The 17,214-nt window shown below is 39.7% G+C and carries 18 protein-coding genes; 3 read left to right on the top strand and 15 right to left on the bottom strand.

What is annotated here, in order from left to right; all coding sequences use genetic code 11:
- Window positions 1–4 precede the first annotated feature (4 nt).
- The 12 genes from WG989_RS01750 to WG989_RS01695 all read right to left on the bottom strand — a co-directional run bounded on the left by WG989_RS01750 (window position 5) and on the right by WG989_RS01695 (window position 11,747).
- Window positions 5–775, bottom strand: coding sequence for a class I SAM-dependent methyltransferase (locus tag WG989_RS01750; protein ID WP_340426887.1), 771 nt, complete (start codon window positions 773–775; stop codon window positions 5–7).
- Window positions 776–811: 36 nt separating this feature from the next.
- A complete protein-coding gene (rfbD, locus tag WG989_RS01745; protein WP_340426886.1) occupies window positions 812–1,672 on the bottom strand; it encodes a dTDP-4-dehydrorhamnose reductase in 861 nt (286 codons plus the stop codon).
- A 4-nt stretch (window positions 1,673–1,676) separates the two neighbouring features.
- Window positions 1,677–2,630 carry an NAD-dependent epimerase/dehydratase family protein gene (locus WG989_RS01740; RefSeq protein ID WP_340426885.1) on the bottom strand — a complete coding sequence of 318 codons (954 nt, stop codon included), beginning with the start codon at window positions 2,628–2,630 and terminating at the stop codon, window positions 1,677–1,679.
- A 26-nt stretch (window positions 2,631–2,656) separates the two neighbouring features.
- Window positions 2,657–3,226: a dTDP-4-dehydrorhamnose 3,5-epimerase gene (gene rfbC / locus WG989_RS01735; protein WP_340426883.1), complete on the bottom strand. Its 570-nt coding sequence runs from the start codon at window positions 3,224–3,226 to the stop codon at window positions 2,657–2,659.
- Window positions 3,227–3,249: 23 nt separating this feature from the next.
- The gene (locus WG989_RS01730) at window positions 3,250–3,639 is read right to left on the bottom strand and encodes a hypothetical protein (RefSeq protein WP_340426881.1); all 390 of its coding nucleotides are present in this window, start codon (window positions 3,637–3,639) and stop codon (window positions 3,250–3,252) included.
- A gap of 17 nt (window positions 3,640–3,656) precedes the next feature.
- Complete coding sequence (locus tag WG989_RS01725; RefSeq protein WP_340426879.1) at window positions 3,657–4,733, bottom strand: glycosyltransferase; 1,077 nt, start codon at window positions 4,731–4,733, stop codon at window positions 3,657–3,659.
- A gap of 157 nt (window positions 4,734–4,890) precedes the next feature.
- Entirely contained in the window at window positions 4,891–5,694 is an 804-nt protein-coding gene (locus WG989_RS01720; RefSeq protein WP_340426878.1) for a glycosyltransferase, read from the bottom strand.
- Between the two features lie 12 nt (window positions 5,695–5,706).
- Window positions 5,707–7,248: a YifB family Mg chelatase-like AAA ATPase gene (locus WG989_RS01715; protein WP_340426877.1), complete on the bottom strand. Its 1,542-nt coding sequence runs from the start codon at window positions 7,246–7,248 to the stop codon at window positions 5,707–5,709.
- Window positions 7,249–7,326: 78 nt separating this feature from the next.
- Entirely contained in the window at window positions 7,327–7,665 is a 339-nt protein-coding gene (locus WG989_RS01710) for a hypothetical protein (RefSeq protein WP_340426875.1), read from the bottom strand.
- Between the two features lie 35 nt (window positions 7,666–7,700).
- Window positions 7,701–8,864 (bottom strand): carbon-nitrogen hydrolase family protein, encoded by a 1,164-nt coding sequence (locus WG989_RS01705; RefSeq protein WP_340426873.1) that lies wholly within the window; start codon window positions 8,862–8,864, stop codon window positions 7,701–7,703.
- A 150-nt stretch (window positions 8,865–9,014) separates the two neighbouring features.
- On the bottom strand, window positions 9,015–10,331 hold the full coding sequence (locus WG989_RS01700; protein ID WP_340426871.1) for a MutS-related protein: 1,317 nt from the start codon (window positions 10,329–10,331) through the stop codon (window positions 9,015–9,017).
- A gap of 21 nt (window positions 10,332–10,352) precedes the next feature.
- Window positions 10,353–11,747, bottom strand: a complete 1,395-nt coding sequence (locus tag WG989_RS01695; protein ID WP_340426870.1) for a dihydroorotase — start codon at window positions 11,745–11,747, stop codon at window positions 10,353–10,355.
- 78 nt (window positions 11,748–11,825) lie between these two features.
- Here WG989_RS01695 and WG989_RS01690 point away from each other — a divergent pair, with 78 nt between their 5' ends.
- Window positions 11,826–13,541, top strand: coding sequence for a hypothetical protein (locus WG989_RS01690; protein WP_340426869.1), 1,716 nt, complete (start codon window positions 11,826–11,828; stop codon window positions 13,539–13,541).
- A gap of 187 nt (window positions 13,542–13,728) precedes the next feature.
- Here WG989_RS01690 and porT read toward each other — a convergent pair whose 3' ends face one another.
- Together porT and ubiE are read right to left on the bottom strand one after the other, a co-directional pair.
- A complete protein-coding gene (gene porT / locus WG989_RS01685) occupies window positions 13,729–14,445 on the bottom strand; it encodes a type IX secretion/gliding motility protein PorT/SprT (RefSeq protein ID WP_340426867.1) in 717 nt (238 codons plus the stop codon).
- On the bottom strand, window positions 14,418–15,164 hold the full coding sequence (ubiE, locus tag WG989_RS01680) for a bifunctional demethylmenaquinone methyltransferase/2-methoxy-6-polyprenyl-1,4-benzoquinol methylase UbiE (protein ID WP_340426865.1): 747 nt from the start codon (window positions 15,162–15,164) through the stop codon (window positions 14,418–14,420). Before ubiE ends, porT begins: the two co-directional genes overlap by 28 nt.
- 94 nt (window positions 15,165–15,258) lie before the next feature.
- Here ubiE and yihA point away from each other — a divergent pair, with 94 nt between their 5' ends.
- A complete protein-coding gene (gene yihA, locus WG989_RS01675) occupies window positions 15,259–15,891 on the top strand; it encodes a ribosome biogenesis GTP-binding protein YihA/YsxC (RefSeq protein ID WP_340426862.1) in 633 nt (210 codons plus the stop codon).
- Between the two features lie 49 nt (window positions 15,892–15,940).
- On the opposite strand, the gene WG989_RS01670 is transcribed toward yihA, so the two are convergent.
- On the bottom strand, window positions 15,941–16,639 hold the full coding sequence (locus WG989_RS01670) for a response regulator transcription factor (RefSeq protein WP_340426861.1): 699 nt from the start codon (window positions 16,637–16,639) through the stop codon (window positions 15,941–15,943).
- Window positions 16,640–16,809: 170 nt separating this feature from the next.
- Between WG989_RS01670 and WG989_RS01665 the strand changes: the two genes are divergently transcribed.
- Window positions 16,810–17,181, top strand: coding sequence for a co-chaperone GroES (locus WG989_RS01665; protein ID WP_340426859.1), 372 nt, complete (start codon window positions 16,810–16,812; stop codon window positions 17,179–17,181).
- Window positions 17,182–17,214 lie beyond the last annotated feature (33 nt).

Here is a 17,214-nt window from a genome sequence, read left to right as displayed (position 1 = left end):
GAAATTAGTGTGGTTTTTGATATTGATTTATAAGGCTATTATCATCATCTAACAAAATGCTACCCTGGAGAGAAGGAAGCGTTTCTTTAGAACAGACTGCAATGAGATATTCTTTTTCTTTTTTAGAATCAGCTCTCCCTGGCTTATATTCATTTGCACCCATATGAAGATGGTCTATAGTATATATCGTATCATCTCCATTAGATATTTCACTGCCACCAATTATTTGTTGTTCAAAAAATGAAACATTAGGAAAGAACTGCCTTAGAAATAGTTCAAAATCTTTTCTATAAAATTCAGCTAAATGATAGGGGTTTGAGTAATTAGCTTCATCTGAATAGACTTTTTTGTTTGGAGTTGAGATAATCAATAAGCCATCCTGACAAATAGTTCTTGAAACTTCGCTAAGAAATAACTGTTGATCCACTTCGTTAATATGCTCAAGTGTTTCAAACGAGACGATAACATCAAAGAAGTTGTCATTAAAAGGCAGTTGTGTAGCGTTGGATTTCAGGAATTGTAAATTCTGAATCCTGTACTTTTCGTTTGCATGATTAATCGCTTCTTCAGACACGTCAACGCCGATTACTGAAGTGGCTGATTTTGCTAAGAAGGCTGATCCAAAACCTTCGCCACTTGCGATATCCAATACCTTTTTTTGGTTGCAAAAACGGCCGGCAAAAAAGTATCGATGCCAATGCTCGTAGCTAATTTTTGCAGCAGATAACTCTGGTACATATCTTTCTCCAGTATATTCCATTTCGTTATTCGACATTTTCAAGTCAATTAAAATCTGCTATTAAAGGGAATCTTATTTGAATTCCTTTGTTAAAAAGGAAGTCAGAGCCTGTTTCCATGTAGGCATCTTATTTATGCTTAATTGATTAAGATTGTTGTTCTCTAAGACGGAATAGAAAGGTCTTTTAACAACTAACGGAAAATCCCTAACACTGGCTGGTAATAAAGGGGTCTTTAAATCCAATGTGTCCCAAATTGCTCTTGCAAACTCATACCAGGAAACCTCTCCTTCACAAGTCATGTGATATAGTCCAAATGCATCTGTTTTAATAAGTTCAGCGGTATTTTTAGCAATTTCAAGAGTTGAAGTAGGTGTTAATATTTCATCACTTACAACTCTTACTTCAGGTTTTTCTTTCGCTAGCTTAATCATTGTCGTGATGAAATTCCCTCCTTTAGCTCTGCATGGAACTGAACCATAAATTCCAGATACACGAACTACGTATGCTGAGTCGCAATAGTTTCGTGCAAAATGTTCTCCAGCTAATTTGGTATTAGCATAAACATTTAAGGGATTGGGGGTGTCAATTTCTGTATAGGCCGTTTTTTTTAGTCCATCAAATACATAGTCTGTACTATAATGTACAAGCTTGATGTTTTCGCTAGCACAAATTTTTGCAAGATTAAGTACGCCCGATCCATTAACCCTAAATGCTTCATGAGGGAATTTTTCCGCTTCAGGAACAACATGGTAAGCTGCTGTATTTATAATGAAATCAGGTTTAATTGACTTCAATGTGTTATTCACACTATCAATATTGGAAATCTCAATTTCAGTATGTGTCAAACCAATAACCTCATGATCTTGTTTAGAAAGTACTTGAATTAGATCACTACCTAATTGCCCGTTTGAACCGATGACGGCTATTTTCATTATTTTAGTTTAACTGTTTGAATATGTGAATATTGTAGTAGTTGGGATTGTCAAAGTCTGTAAACTTATCCATGTTCACAATCAAGTTGTCTAAAATTGCAGTTACATCATGTTTAGGTTTAAAACTTAATGTTGTTACCGCTTTTTCATTGGAAACTTTATAGTTTCTGAAATCTTTAATGTTCTTAATGTTTAATTTGACTTGTTTACCCAATTTTTTTTCTATTGCCTCTTTTACAAGGTCTGCCACTTCGCCAACTGTATAGTTTCCGCTGGATAAATTAAATACGCCTGTAATACCATCAGAGCTTTCAATAGCACGGATGTAACCACTTACCGCATCTTCAATACTAAGAATAGGGCGCCAGATGGATGGGTTGTTTACAATAATTTCGCCGGTTTGCAAAGCTGTCTTAAACATTGTATTTACAATAAGGTCGAGCCGCATTCTAGGGCTATAGCCGCTTACGGTGCCTTTACGAAAACAGATTACTGAAAAATCTTTATCAGCCATACCGAGCACGCCCTCTTCGCCCTGCAATTTTGAAATTCCGTATGGATAATTTGAAACTGCAGGTGCAGTTTCATCATACAGCTCATTCACAGTATAACCATATACAGAACATGAGCTGGCATAAATAAATTTCTTTACTCCGGCACGTTTGGCGATATAAGCTAGATAAGAAGGGGAAGAAGCATTGTAAATAAAGTTTTTGGCTGGTGAAAATTCAGCCATCGGGTCGTTTGAAAGACCAGCAAGAAACATTACTTGGTCGTACTCTTTCAATTCGTTCTCGTTCAACTCAAAAATATCCTTTTGCAAAACTCTCACATCAGGAGGTAAATTGTTACCGAACCAAAGCAAGTCAATAACATCTACAACATACCCCCTCTCCAGTAATTTGGGAATAAGAGCTGATCCTACATAACCCGCACCACCTGCAATTAGTATTCTCATTTTTCTAAATAATTATCATTTGAATATTAGTAAATAAAATTTTTAGCCTCAGGGTTATTTATCCATTGCTCCAGTGTTTGTGCTTCTTCATCTTTTTTAGAAAGAATTGGATTCGATACTGGCCATTCAATACCAATGGCAGGGTCATTCCATAAAATCCCGGATTCTGCTTTTGTACTTGTGTACACACCTGTACATTTATATTGTATTTCTGCAAAGTCACTTACTACGCAAAATCCTCTTGCAAAACCTGCTGGAGCGTATACCATCTTACGATTTTCTACTGAAGCCTCAACTCCTTTCCATTTACCAAATGTGGGGGATCCTATACGAATATCAACGGCAACTAAAAAAGCTGCGCCCTGTGTTACTCTCATTAGTTTACCCATTGGAGGATCCCATTGAAAATGCAATCCTCTTACAACATTTTTTATTGAGCGAGAGTGATTGTCCTGAACGAATGTTGCATCAAGACCAAAAGCATCAAATTTGTCCTTTCGGTATGTTTCTGTAAAGAAACCTCTGTCATCCTGAAATACTTCCGGTGTAATAATTAAAAGATCTCTGATTTCTGTTTTTTCAACTTTAAATTCCATTTCTTATATATTGAAGACGTGTACTATTTTCTTTTATCCCAGAATTTCTGCCTTAAAACGCCTAAAAAACTCCTCTTCTCATATGTCCGCTTATACCACTCAATATCATTCTGATATCTCCTGATATCTTCCAGTAGTTTATTGATCAGTTGTTTCGTGCCTTCCTGTTTTTTGTTTTCTTCACTTAATGTTTTGTGAAGTTGTTTTTTCTCGTGCTCTTCCTCAGCAAGTTTAGCTTCGAGATCTTTTAAACGTTTGATCAACTCTTCGATCCGCTCACGTTTATATTCATTTTCCGAAAGTAAATGACTGTAAACCTGGCGTAACAGATCTTCTAATTGAAGTTCGGTGAGGTTGCCGGGTAATGCGATCAGTTTACCTTGATCTGATTGTTTGTTTTGTTGCGTATCCATATTGGTGCCTTACTGGTTTAATAGGTATAAGCAATACGATAGTTGCCTGCACTGCTGGCTGCATTGAACTCTGTTTTGCATAGATCTTTCGAATAACTGCCCATGGCATCCAACATAAATGGATTGTTGATGTAATAGAAGATCTGCGTACATGCCTGTGCTGTAGTTTCAAACAGATCGCCATTTACACCATAACGGATAATGTCTTTATTTCCTGTACAGTTCGATAAGATCAACGGTTTGCCAAGCGCCATTGCTTCCAAAACCCCAAAAGACAGTCCTTCGTAATCTGCAGTTGATAAATACAGGGAAGCTTTTGCTAATTCGCTCTTCACTTCATCTTCCGTAAGCCATCCAGTTATGCGAATATTAGGAGAGGTAAGTAGATCTTTTTCTTCACCATCACCGATCCAGACAAATTCAACATTTGAATAATTCAAAAACTGCTGAGCGATCTCATTAAAACGTCTCGGATTTTTTTGTGCCAGTATGCGACCTGAAAAAGCAATAATGAATTTGTTCTGATCAGTAGTTGAAGTAAAAAGTTTAGTACTCACAAACGGCAGGGTAGTGCCGTTGTTGATATATGAGGCATCGATACCCAATTGTTTGTACGCATCAGCTTCTGATGCAGATACACAAACAACCTTGCCTCCAAAAGAATGACCAATGAGTTCAAGTTGTTTGTATAATAATTGTTTAAATTTCCCCTGCTGCATAAGAAAGGGCGCACCATTTGGTGTATAAATCACATTCCTGATCTTTAACCAACGGCAGGCCAGCCTTCCAATAAATCCACTTTTCGATGAATGGAGATGTACAACATCAGCCGTGCGGAAACGCTTCAAAATATTGTACAGCTCAAATAAGGCTCTGGTATCTTTTACCAAATGAAGACCTCTTTGGGCCGATTTCCAATGAATGAATTTTACCTGGTGGGGTGGGAAAAGTTTTTTTACCTCAGCACGTTCCATTACTTCCTGCCGTTCGCCATGTATAACAATATGATAATCTTCCGGCAGATGCTCTACCAGTGATTTTACAAAGGTTACAACGCCCGATGCAAATGGCTCTACTACATGAACAATTCTCATTACAGATATTGTATTTTTTCTCAGGTTTAAATTGTTTGTCAGAAGTCTGACAAGCCAATCGTATAAACCGCTGCAAAGGTATTTGTTAGAATATTATTCGAGTGCACACTTATCGCTCAGAATGCACACTTATAAATTTTAACGAGCAAACAATTTCTTAATGTGGAAAAACAATCCGTTTGATGCGGATAATAATTTTATACGGAAGCAAAGCGAAAAAATATTGTCTGAGTAGACCAATGTAAATTAATGATTTAATTGATCCAAACGATTTGATGATGCGGATTTTTGATTGAATTTGTTCTTGTCTCTTTTTTACAGAGATGCCGCTTGTAGTTAATTCACTTTCAACCAGAAACTCTTGCTGGATATGGGTTTCATGCTTTTTTGCGAGTTCAAAAAAGAGTGCATAATCTTCAGCATAAGGGAAGTTATAGGGATATAAATTGGTTTCTTTCAATGCACTGTTTCTGAAAATAACTGTGGGGTGAATGAAGCTGCATTTCCAATGCATTTCACGAAGAATATCCTGATGATTTTGCTTTGCTGTATAACGGAATTGAATATTTTTTTTTCGATCAATAAACAAACAAAGTGATCCAAGTAGGCCTACATAAGTGTTTACACTTAAAAATTGAATCTGTTTGTAGAATCGGTCGGGGGTACAAGTATCACCACAATCTAAACGTGCTGTAAACAGCGCATCGTTTTTTTCAAGAATATATTTGAGGCCGCTGTTTAAAGCAAACGTAATTCCTTTATTTTCCGGCAGTCGTATAATTTCTATGTTCTGTTTTTGAAGAAATGCTTCAGGAAAACTGGCTGTACTAACCGGAATGTTGCTACCATCGTCCACTACCAGCACCTTGAATTTTTCTTTTGGATACTCAACCGAACTGAGAGAGTGGATAAGGCCCTCCGTATTGTTGTAACAAGGAATTAAAAGATAAAAATCAAGCATAACGATGTTTACTTATCCTGCCCATCCCTCCCTGTCGAGGCTCCTGTATTGAATGGCTTCGGCAAGGTGTTCCACTTTTATGTCTGAGCTTTGTGCAAGATCGGCAATGGTACGACTTACTTTTAAAATACGATCATAGGCCCGTGCACTCAAATTCAATTTATCCATTGCTGCTTTTAATAATGTTTGACCCGCCTGCGAGATCACACAAATTTCCTTCAGCTGTTTACTGCTCATTTGTGCATTGGCATAAATGCCTTCCACATCTTTGTATCGTTCGGCCTGTATTTCCCTGGCAGCAATTACACGGTCACGTATAACCGCACTTACTTCACTATTCTCAACCCTCGATAGCTCACTGAAAGGAACAGGTGTTACTTCTACATGCAGATCAATTCGATCTAACAAAGGACCTGAAATTTTATTCAGATATTTCTGCACAGCCCCCGGCGGACAGGTACATTCTTTTTCCGGATGATTATAAAAGCCGCAAGGGCAGGGATTCATGGATGAGATGAGCATGAACGATGCAGGAAAATCAATTGCGATCTTTGCTCTTGAAATAGTGACACGACGTTCTTCCATTGGTTGACGCATTACTTCCAACACCGTTCGTTTAAATTCAGGTAGCTCATCTAAAAATAAAACACCATTATGCGCCAATGAAATTTCGCCCGGTTGTGGGTTTGTACCACCCCCGACCAAAGCGACGTCCGAAATTGTATGATGCGGTGACCGAAACGGACGTTTTGAAATGAGTGTTGCATTCTCCGGAAGTTTACCTGCTACACTATGGATCTTAGTTGTTTCCAATGCTTCCTGCAAACTTAATGGTGGCAGAATAGTGGGCAATCGTTTTGCCAGCATCGTTTTGCCTGCACCGGGCGGTCCAATGAGTATTGCATTGTGACTACCGGCTGCTGCAATTTCCAAAGCACGTTTAATATTGCTTTGCCCTTTTACATCACTGAAGTCAAATTCAAATTCATATTGTGCGTTAAAAAATTCTTCTCTTGTATTAACAACCGTTGGTTGCAATGTTGTTTCGTCATTGAAAAAACCAATCACATCGTTGATGTGTTCCACACCATATACATTGAGGTTATTCACCATGCCCGCCTCTTTTGCATTTTGTTTAGGAACAATCAATCCTTTAAAATTTTCTTTGCGTGCCTGTATGGCAATGGGTAATGCGCCTTTGATCGATTGAATACTTCCGTCTAAACTCAATTCACCCATGATCACATAATCATACAGTCGTTCAGGATTGGGAAGTTGTTCTGTTGCTCCCAGAATACCCATGGCAATGGGCAGGTCAAATGCAGTTCCGGTTTTACGAATATCCGCAGGAGCAAGGTTAACGATCACTTTGGTGCGAGGGAAAAAATGTCCGGTATTCTTCAATGCACTTTCAATACGTTGCTCACTTTCTTTTACAGCACTATCGGGCAAGCCAACCATGAAAAACTTTTGTCCGCCGCTTACATTCACCTCAACCGTAATGGTAATAGCATTTACTCCGTACACAGCGCTTCCAAAGGTTTTAACGAGCATGTAGATGGTTGATGTTTTTAAATGAGTGTGTTAAAAATAATTTTTTTATGCGAGAAGCGGCAACAAATGAATATTCATTTAAAACCACAACGGTTGATTGCCCAGCAATACCTGCCAAATAAGTGTAACAATAGCAAGTATGCTGTACAATAGTTTCCGTACAAAAAACCTTACCTTTTCTTTGTTTGGCTGAAACCCCAGCCGCTCCAATAAAACTGAATAAAAAGTGCTGCCATCGTTCTCAGACAAGCCGTGTTTTGCATTGAGCAGGCAGCGTCCAAAAATTGCATGTTGAAGAATGATTGCAACAAATACAGGAACCGCAATTTGCCAGGATATCAGAAACGGAACAAAATAAGCACCGATCGTAATGATCAAATGAAAAATAAAAATAGCTGTTGATTTGGCTTGTGGCATATACATACAACAGGTTTATAGGAAGTTGGCGATACTTATTTATTCAGCCACAAACATACAATTCTTCCTTTACCAACTGCAGGTGGTAATACAGAGGTAGAATCGTTTTGCAAGAGTAGCACTCTTCCCTGCGGTTGCATATTCCACAAACTGCCAGTGAAAAATAGGTTCAATCCGTAATGGATGTTTGCTTTAAGAGCATGTGTGCCCATGCCGTATTTGAGCCAGGCATCGCCTTCTGTAATTTTCTTGTAGTCGGTTGTGTCAACATCGGCAGGTGCTTTCGATCCGTTGTAACCTTGCCATGCGGCTGACCAAATACTGTCCTTCCCGCCAAGTGATGGTACTACTATAAAATCAGCTTTGTTGGTGAGATTTGCATATGCCTGCGGATACCAGCTGTCGGCACAAATCAACACAGCCATTCTCCCGGCTTTGGTTGCGAAAATGGGTTGTTGTAATGAATCAGCAGCATGTGTAAAACCAAGTTCTTCATCGATCGGAAATTGTTTTCTGATCAATGGCGGAAGTATCTTGCCATCATTTCCAAATACAACCGATGTGTTATACAGTTCGCCCTTTTTTTCAATTACCAATTCTCCTGTGGTGCTGATCGATGCAGCAGGTAATAAAATGGAACCTGCAACAATGGTACAGTTGTATTCTTTTGCCAACAATGAAAATGTCTGTTGATATTGCTTCGCCATTTTTTCTGCTTTGAGATGAAAAATAGCGTACGTCGATTTGTCTTTTGCAGGTGAATTTAGATAGCCATATAGAAAACTGAACAGGTTCGATCGAACCATTGTCGTCATTGCTTTTTCTATACTTGGCTCCTTGTATACTTTTTCTTTTTCGTTAGCAGCTACCAACCATGTACCAATGTATTCAGGCAATACCACAATTGATTTATCGGTGAGTTTATTTTCACGTTTCAGTTGTTCAAAATAAAAACGGAGTGATGTTTCAAAATTAAAAGCGGTTGAATAGTTTACTTCCGTAAGGTAAGGTTGTATGCCGATGATGTTTCCTTTGCCACTGTCAACACCTGCTTCTATAAATTCAAAACGTGGTTTCAGCTCAGGCATTTTACTCCAGCCGGTTTCCTTTTCTTTTGCACGACCGGTGTACGACCAGATGAAGTAGCTGGTTAATACAACTGCAATAATGATTGTTATACGGATGAAGAATTTTTTCATAATCTGTAATTCCTTTGAGGTCTTTGTGAGTTGCTTCGTGTTCTTAGTGGTATAAATTAGTAGCACAAAGTGAACAAAGATTTCACAAAGTACACGAAGAAAAAATCGGCGAGAATCAGCTGTATCAGTGTCGTCTGCGACTCTATTCTTTTACAACTTCTCCAGCATCTCCACCACCTTCTCCCGTTTCAGAATCAAATAACCAAAGCGGTCGTTGCTGATTCCTTCTTTTAATTGATAACTGAATTGCAGTTGCTCATCAGTAGCCGTTGTTTCAAAATAGCGGAATGAAATGTTGGAATAGGGTTTCAACTCTTCACCAATTTCATACAAATGTGTTGAGAGAATAAATAATGAGCTTTTGATCTTTAATAATCCCTTGATCACAGCGGCGCTGCAATGCATGGCATCCTGTATATTGGTTCCTTTAAACAATTCATCGATCAACACCAGCCATTTTCGCCCATCTGTTATTTTCAATACAGTATTCTTGATGCGTTGCACTTCGTTGTAGAAATAGCTTTCGCCTTTTACAATATTATCCTGCACCTGAATATTACTCAATAAGCCGTCAAACAAACTTAATTCCATTGATGCTGCAGGAACTCCCATTCCCAAATGTGCCATGTACACAGCGCAACCCACCGACTTAATAAATGTGCTTTTACCTGCCATATTAGCACCGGTCAAAAACAAGAAGTTGGTTTGCGGATTTAAGGTAATGTCGTATGCCACGGGTGTTTGCAATAATAAATGGTACAAACCTTTTGCTTGTATCAACGGCTCATCCGTTTCTTTCATTTGCGGGAAATGAAGATTGAAATGAAGCACTGCCTTCGCCATACTGTAATACGCATCCAGCTTATGATAAATATCGATCAACAGCTCTGCTTGTGATTTATATTCGTTCCGCAGAAAATTACCAAACCGCAATAATTTTTGTGTACTCAGCTTTCCGGTTGCAGGAAGCCCGGTCATTTCCTGTATCAACGGATGCTTCATCAGTTTTCTGATGTCTTGCAACATGAACTGAAGAATAGGAGAGGCGTTATCTTTTTCCAGCAATTGTTGCAGCTTGTACATTCCTCTCAGAAAATCTACAAAATGTCCAACAGTATAACGCACCAAACGATAATCGGGTGCATCGAATACTTTGTATAAAAATGCCGGGATGGGTGAATAGCTGTCGGGTATTTTATCAAACGGATAACCATAGAACTTCTCCAGCATGAGAATAGTTCCATTGGTAATTTCTGTTGGCCATTGTGTAATTACTTCGCCGATCTGCAGAAGTGTTTGTTGTGTGTCAACGATCTTCTTCAGGTTATGATGCGGATGCGTTAACAGGTATTCCAGTTTCTGTTTACCGCCAAACGTATTGCAGAAGTTAATACGGTGCAGCAGCGAGTATTCCTCTTCACTGTTGAAGATGGAGAGGTCGTAGTATGTTACTTTATCTATTTCCAAGATTATACTGTCGTGTAAAAATTAATTCCTGTCAAATAAGATTCGTTGTCCCATCTGTGATTCATCAATACGTCCATTTCCATAAACTAAATGACCATTTACAAATGTATGTGTGATGCTGGCAGGAAATGTAAACCCTTCTAACGGACTCCAGCCACATTTGTAAAGTAGGTTTTCTTTGGTTACGGTTGATGGATTGTTTAAATCAACCAATACCAGATCGGCAAAATAACCTTCACGGATATAACCCCGCTCCTTGATCTGGAAACAATCAGCTACTGCATGACTCATCTTCTCAACAATTCGCTCCAACGAAATGCGGCCTTCTTTGTAATAATGAAGCATCAGCAACAGCGGATGTTGTACCAATGGTAATCCGGCGTGTGCATTTTCATACGAGCCTTGTTTTTCTTCCCATGTATGGGGTGCATGATCGGTTGCAATTACATCGATACGATCATCAAGCAATGCTTTCCACAATGCTTCTTTGTTTTCTTTTGCTTTGATGGCCGGGTTGCATTTAATGCGATAGCCAAGTGTTGTATAATCATCAGCCGTAAAATGCAGGTGATGCACACATACTTCACTCGTAATTCGTTTTTCTTTCAACGGCATCATATTTCCAAACAAGTCCAGTTCTTTTGCTGTGCTGATGTGCAGAATATGTAAACGGGTGTTGTATTGTCGGGCAATTTGTATCGCCATCAATGAAGATTCGTAACAACCATTTTCATCACGTACCAATGGATGATCAGCAGGTGATAATTCTCCCTTCAGTGCTTTGAGTCGCTCATAATTTTCTTTAATGATGCTTTCACTTTCGCAATGGGTAGCTATCAGCATTTCACTTTCACGAAACACTTTATCAAGTGTGTTGTAGTTATCGACCAGCATATTCCCGGTGCTTGCACCCATAAATATCTTGATGCCGCAAATGCTGTTTTTGAAATCATTTGCTTTCAATGTATCATCAGCACTTGTATTGCTGGTGCCCATGTAAAACGAATAGTTCGCTAACGAAGTTTGCGAGGCGATCTTGTATTTATCTTCCAGTAACTCGAGGTTCAGTGCATTGGGAATGGTATTGGGCATTTCCATAAACGAAGTAACGCCTCCGGCAACAGCTGCTTTTGCTTCGGAATGAATGTTTGCTTTATGTGTCAACCCCGGTTCACGAAAATGTACCTGGTCGTCAATAGCGCCGGGCAACAAATATTTTCCCTCGGCGTCTATTTCTGTAACAGCAGCATCGCCTGTAATAGAGGAGGCAATCTTTTCGATCCGTCCGTTCTTAATGAGCACATCGGCGGCTGTAATCTTCCCTTCATTGACCAATAAACAATTTTTCAACAGATAATTTTGCATAATATCAAGTAATGAATCATTCAATTTGGTTGATGTGAAACTGACATACATCCGGTTTTTTGAATTCGTCCACACATTGTCCGCATGTATCGTTGGTATAACTTATTTTTACCATTAAAACACAACCGCATGCAATTTAGCAAATGCAGTCTATGGTTAGCGTTACTTGCTATACCCTTTTTTTCCGCTGCGCAAAGTACGTACATGCAGCAGCAATCGAAACACCTTCATTTTATTGACCGGCTTGAATTGAAAACCGGTCATGTGAGCGATCTTAATTTCACCTCCACAAAGCCATACGACCGTCGTTATGCTGTGCAATGGCTGGGTGCCAAGGCCGATTCGATGCTGGCGCACACACCCTTATTTTATAACCAGGATACAGCGCTCCGGTTAAGCAAGGCCGATCAATACAATCTGCACAGTCTGTATCTCAACAACCAGGAGTGGGTAAAAGGCGATCGCAGTGTGTTTAAAAGTAAAAAACCATTCCTCAAGCATTTTTATAAAACGCCCGCCAGTTTTATTGAAAAGTATGGTGATGATTTTTTTATTGCCATCAATCCAATGATCAGTTATCGTCAATCAGTTGAATTGAATAATACCGATCAGAACATTTTCATCAACCAACGTGGTTTGAATGTGCGTGGTAACATTGGGCAACGGGTTGGATTTAGTGCCATGGCAATGGATGTGCAGGAGCGTGGGCCGTTGTTTGTGCAGAATTGGGTTGATAGTTTAGCGGCAGTGCCCGGTGCAAATTTTTATAAGACATTTAAACAAACCGGTGTTGATTATTTTGATGCACGGGGTTCATTCACTTTCAATGCTGCAAAGTATATCAACTTCCAGATCGGTTACGACCGCAATTTTATCGGCAATGGTTACCGTAGTTTAATGTTGAGTGAGTTTGCAGGTAACCAGTTATTTGTAAAACTCAACACACGCATCTGGAAATTCAATTACCAGAACCTGTTCATGGAATTGCACAGTGAAGGGAAAAGCAACAATAATAATAATCTGGTGCCTAAGAAGTATGCAGCCATGCATCATTTGAGTATGAATGTAATGCCGTGGTTGAATGTAGGTTTGTTTGAAGGTGTTGTATTTGGCCGCAAGGATAAGTTTGAATTTGGATATATGAATCCAATCATTTTTTACCGTACTGTAGAAGGAAATTTAGGAAGCAGTGATAATGCGATGGTGGGTGCTGATTTTAAGGCAAACCTGTTCAAGCGTGTACAGTTGTACGGACAATTGATCATTGATGAATTCAATTTTGCTGAGTTACGCAAAGACCGCAGTTGGTGGGGTAACAAAACCGGAACACAGCTTGGGTTGAAGTATATTGATGTAGCCAATGTAAACAATCTTGATCTGCAGTTGGAATGGAACAGTGTTCGTCCATTTACGTATTCGCATTTTGATTCAGTATCGAGCTACACGCATTACAACCAGCCATTGGCGCATCAGTTAGGTGCAAACTTCAGCGAAGTAATTGCCATGGTACGTTATCAGCCAATCGGCAAACTGAATTTAACCGGTCGTTTGATCTACTGGAAGCAGGGATTGGATAGTGCCAGTGGCCGCAACTCGGGTTCAGATATTTTTCGATTGAATACTGATGGCCGCAGCAGTAACTATGGGTATGCGTTGGGCAATGGTGTAAAGAGCACCGGTATCAATGCACTCTTCTTAGCCAGCTACGAGATCTACGAGAATATTTTTATTGATGCGAATCTGTTGTTTCGTCGATTTACCAAAGGAAATGAAGCTGCACAAAATACCACCATGCTTGGGTTAGGTGTGCGGATGAATTTGTGGTTCCGGGAGTATGATTATTGATGAGGGATAGAGTCACAGATCACACAGATGGAACGGATCAGAGCTGATTTTTATTCGTGTATTTAGTGAAAACTTTGTGTTCATTGTGTTACTTAATAGCACAAAGAACACAATGAATAGCACAAAGGAAACAAAGTGAAATCAGTGAAGATCAGTCCAATCAGTTTTATCAGTGTTTCTATTTCTCTTATCCTTCCAAATGGATGCTAAACACAATCATTCTTGCCTGAATCCGGTCAATCACATTTGAGTGAATCAAATTTGCATCCCGGCTGTGTACATTCTGAAAGCTGTTGCTGAATTTAATTTCAGGACTAAAAATAAACGTAGGGAAGTAGAAGTTGAAACCAAGTCCGGCTTCGTAACCCAAAGCAGCACGATTTAATTTTACAAGATCTTCTGCCCGGCGGGCCTGACTGTTACTGGCCAAATCATATTCATATTTGCCGCCGCCAAGAATATAAACTCGAAAATTATCAATGCGGTCGCTGCTGAACTTTAATTGCAACGGTAAGCTGATATAAATACTTTCAATATTTTTCTGCTGCCATTTTTCTTCACCCACCAATGGATAGTTCATGTAGTAATTGATACCACGGGTAGCAAAGATCAGTTGTGGGTTAATTCGTGCTTCCAAATGATTCACGAGGCGCAATGTACCCAACAAGCCTAATCCAAAACCACCACGGCTTACAGAACTAACGGTGGATACACTATCGTCCTGTAAAAATTTCGGATGATGGTTCATCTGAAAATATGAACTGTTACCGCTCAGTGTAATACCAAAATAGTAAGACTTCTGCTCATGGTTGGGCAAATTGGTTTCCCGTTGTGCAATTGCCGTTACAACACAAGTAAACAGAAACAGGGTAACGATTATTTGTCGCCGCAATAAATACTGCATATGCCAAGCGTAAGAGGTTTGCATGAAGTTTTTGTAAATCCTGTTTTATCCAGCACCGCCACAAAATTGTTTCCTTCCGGAAATGCTTTGATGCTGTTGTTTAGATATTGATAGGCTTTTTTGTTTTTACTGAATGCGCCGGCAACCTGTGGTGCCACCAATCCCATATAGAGATTGTAAGCTTGTAATACACCCGGCAGTTTGGGCTTCGAAAATTCCAGCACCACCAAACGACCACCCGGTTTCAACACACGGTAAATTTCACTGATGCCTTTTTCAAGGTTTTCGAAATTCCGTACACCAAACGCTACAGTTACTGCATCAAACGTGTTATCGGGAAAGTTTATTGTTTCACTATCGCCGCTTCTCAGCTCAATTACTGTCTCTAATCCCTTGGCTTTCACCTTTACACGACCGCCTTCCAGCATTCCTTCACTAATATCAATACCAATAATTTTTTCGGGCTGTAATTGTTTGGCTGCCATAATCGCTACATCACCGGTTCCGGTAGCCACATCCAGCATCAGTTTCGGCTGCAGATCTTTCAATTTGGCCAATGCTTTTCGGCGCCAGCCCGTATCAATACCGGCCGAAAGAAAACGATTCAGAAAATCGTAACGGGGAGCAATGTCATCAAACATCTCTGCCACCTGTTTCTTTTTGCTTTGTGAGGAGCCTGCATCGGGTACTACCTTGTCGTGTGAATATTGTTCTGCCATGGAGCGCAAAGGTAAGGAGGGAACTGTTATGGGTTATGAGTTAAGAGTTATGTGTTCCCCTTAACCTTTAACCTTTTAAAACTATCTTGCAGCCGTGAATATTAAATCAGCCACATACGTTATCAGCAGTCCAAGTGTTGAACAGTGTCCCAGCCCCGAAAAACGGGAATATGCCTTTATTGGCCGTAGTAATGTTGGCAAATCATCGCTCATTAACATGATTTGCAACAATACTAAGCTGGCAAAAACAAGTGCTTCGCCGGGTAAAACACAAATGATCAATCATTTTTTGATCGAAAGTATTGATGTGAAAACACATAAGGTACACGACTGGTACCTCGTCGATTTGCCCGGTTATGGCTATGCAAAAGTGGCGTTGGGCAAACGGAAGCAGTGGATCAAGATGATCGAGAATTATATCCGCAAGCGTGAAAATCTGGTGAACTTGTTTGTATTGATCGACAGCCGTCATACGCCGCAGGAAATCGATATCAGCTTTATCAATCAACTAGGCGAATGGAAAATTCCGTTTGCGATCGTATTTACCAAAGCTGATAAGAGTACACAGAAAGAAGTGGCTGCCAGTGTAAAAGCATTTTTGTATGCGTTAGGTGCAGATTGGTCTGAACTGCCGCCATATTTTGTATCGTCGGCGGTGAAGTACAGAGGCCGGAAAGAAATACTGGCGTTTATTGATGAAGCAAACAAAAGCGTTGAGTTCAAATAAAAAAAGAGAGATAATATCATCTCTCTTTTTGTTTATTGCTAAATCCTCTTTATTCTGATTCAACTAAACGGAAACCGTTACCGTGAATATTTACGATCTCCACTTTTGGATCTTCTTTCAAATATTTCCGAAGCTTGGCAATGTACACATCCATGCTGCGGCCGTTGAAATAGGTATCGCTGCCCCAAATGCGTTTCAACGCTGTTTCTCTTGGCAACAGGTCATTTTTATATTCACACAACATGCGTAACAATTCACTTTCTTTAGGAGAGAGTGTATTGGTTTTTCCTTCAATCGTGAGTTCACGCAATTTGGGATTGAAATGATATTGCCCCAGATCAAACTCTTTATTCTCCGTTTCCTGTTTTGTTTCTTCGTTACGTTTCAGGATGGCTTTGATCTTCATCAACAACACTTCACTATCGAATGGCTTGGTGATATAATCATCAGCACCCAGTTTGTAGCCGGTTAAAATATCATCCTTCATTGTTTTTGCACTGAGAAAAAACAACGGAACATCAGGATCAATATCACGAATATCTTCAGCCAATGTAAAGCCATCTACATGTGGCATCATTACATCCAGTAAACAGATATCGTACTTCTCACGTTGAAATGCAGCTAAGCCCAAACGGCCATCACGCTCCAGTGTTACATCAAAATCATTCAGCTCCAGGTAATTCTTTAACACATTTCCAAAACTGCTGTCGTCTTCAACTAACAATACTTTTGATTTAGCTTCTTCCATTGTTTCTTATTTATATTGACAAATAAAGATAAAACCTTTTGTAGCAACTTCTTTCAGGGAATAATATTTTGTTAAAGGAAGTACGCCAACTCTTGTAAGAGCAGCAAAAGTACACTGGGGTTGCAATCAGCTTTCCTGTTTCGTGTTATTTTTGCTGCTAAATGAATTTTATGCGTTTTACCTCCGATAACCGGTTTAAAAAGCTCATTGTAATTGGTGATCGTCTGTTGATCAAACCCAGTAAACCCGACGAACGTACGGCCAGCGGTTTATACCTGCCGCCGGGTGTGCAGGAAAAGGATAAAGTACAGCAAGGGTACGTGATCAAAACCGGTCCCGGGTATGCCATACCCATGCCGGTTGATGATGAGCCATGGAAAAGTGAAGACGAACAGGTAAAGTATGTGCCGCTGCAGGCACGGGAAGGTGATCTGGCAATTTTTTTAATGAGCGGCGCCACCGAAGTGATCTATGAAGGAGATAAATATTTTATTGTTCCGCAAAGCGCTATTCTGATGCTGGAGAGGGAAGAGGAGTTATAAAAAAAGCATCCCGTGAAAACAGGATGCCCATTA

Origin of the sequence: Lacibacter sp. H407 (genome assembly GCF_037892605.1) — a bacterium.
GTDB lineage: Bacteria > Bacteroidota > Bacteroidia > Chitinophagales > Chitinophagaceae > Lacibacter.
Note: the sequence above shows the minus strand (reverse complement) of the source record. Positions and strands in the feature narration are given on the sequence as shown.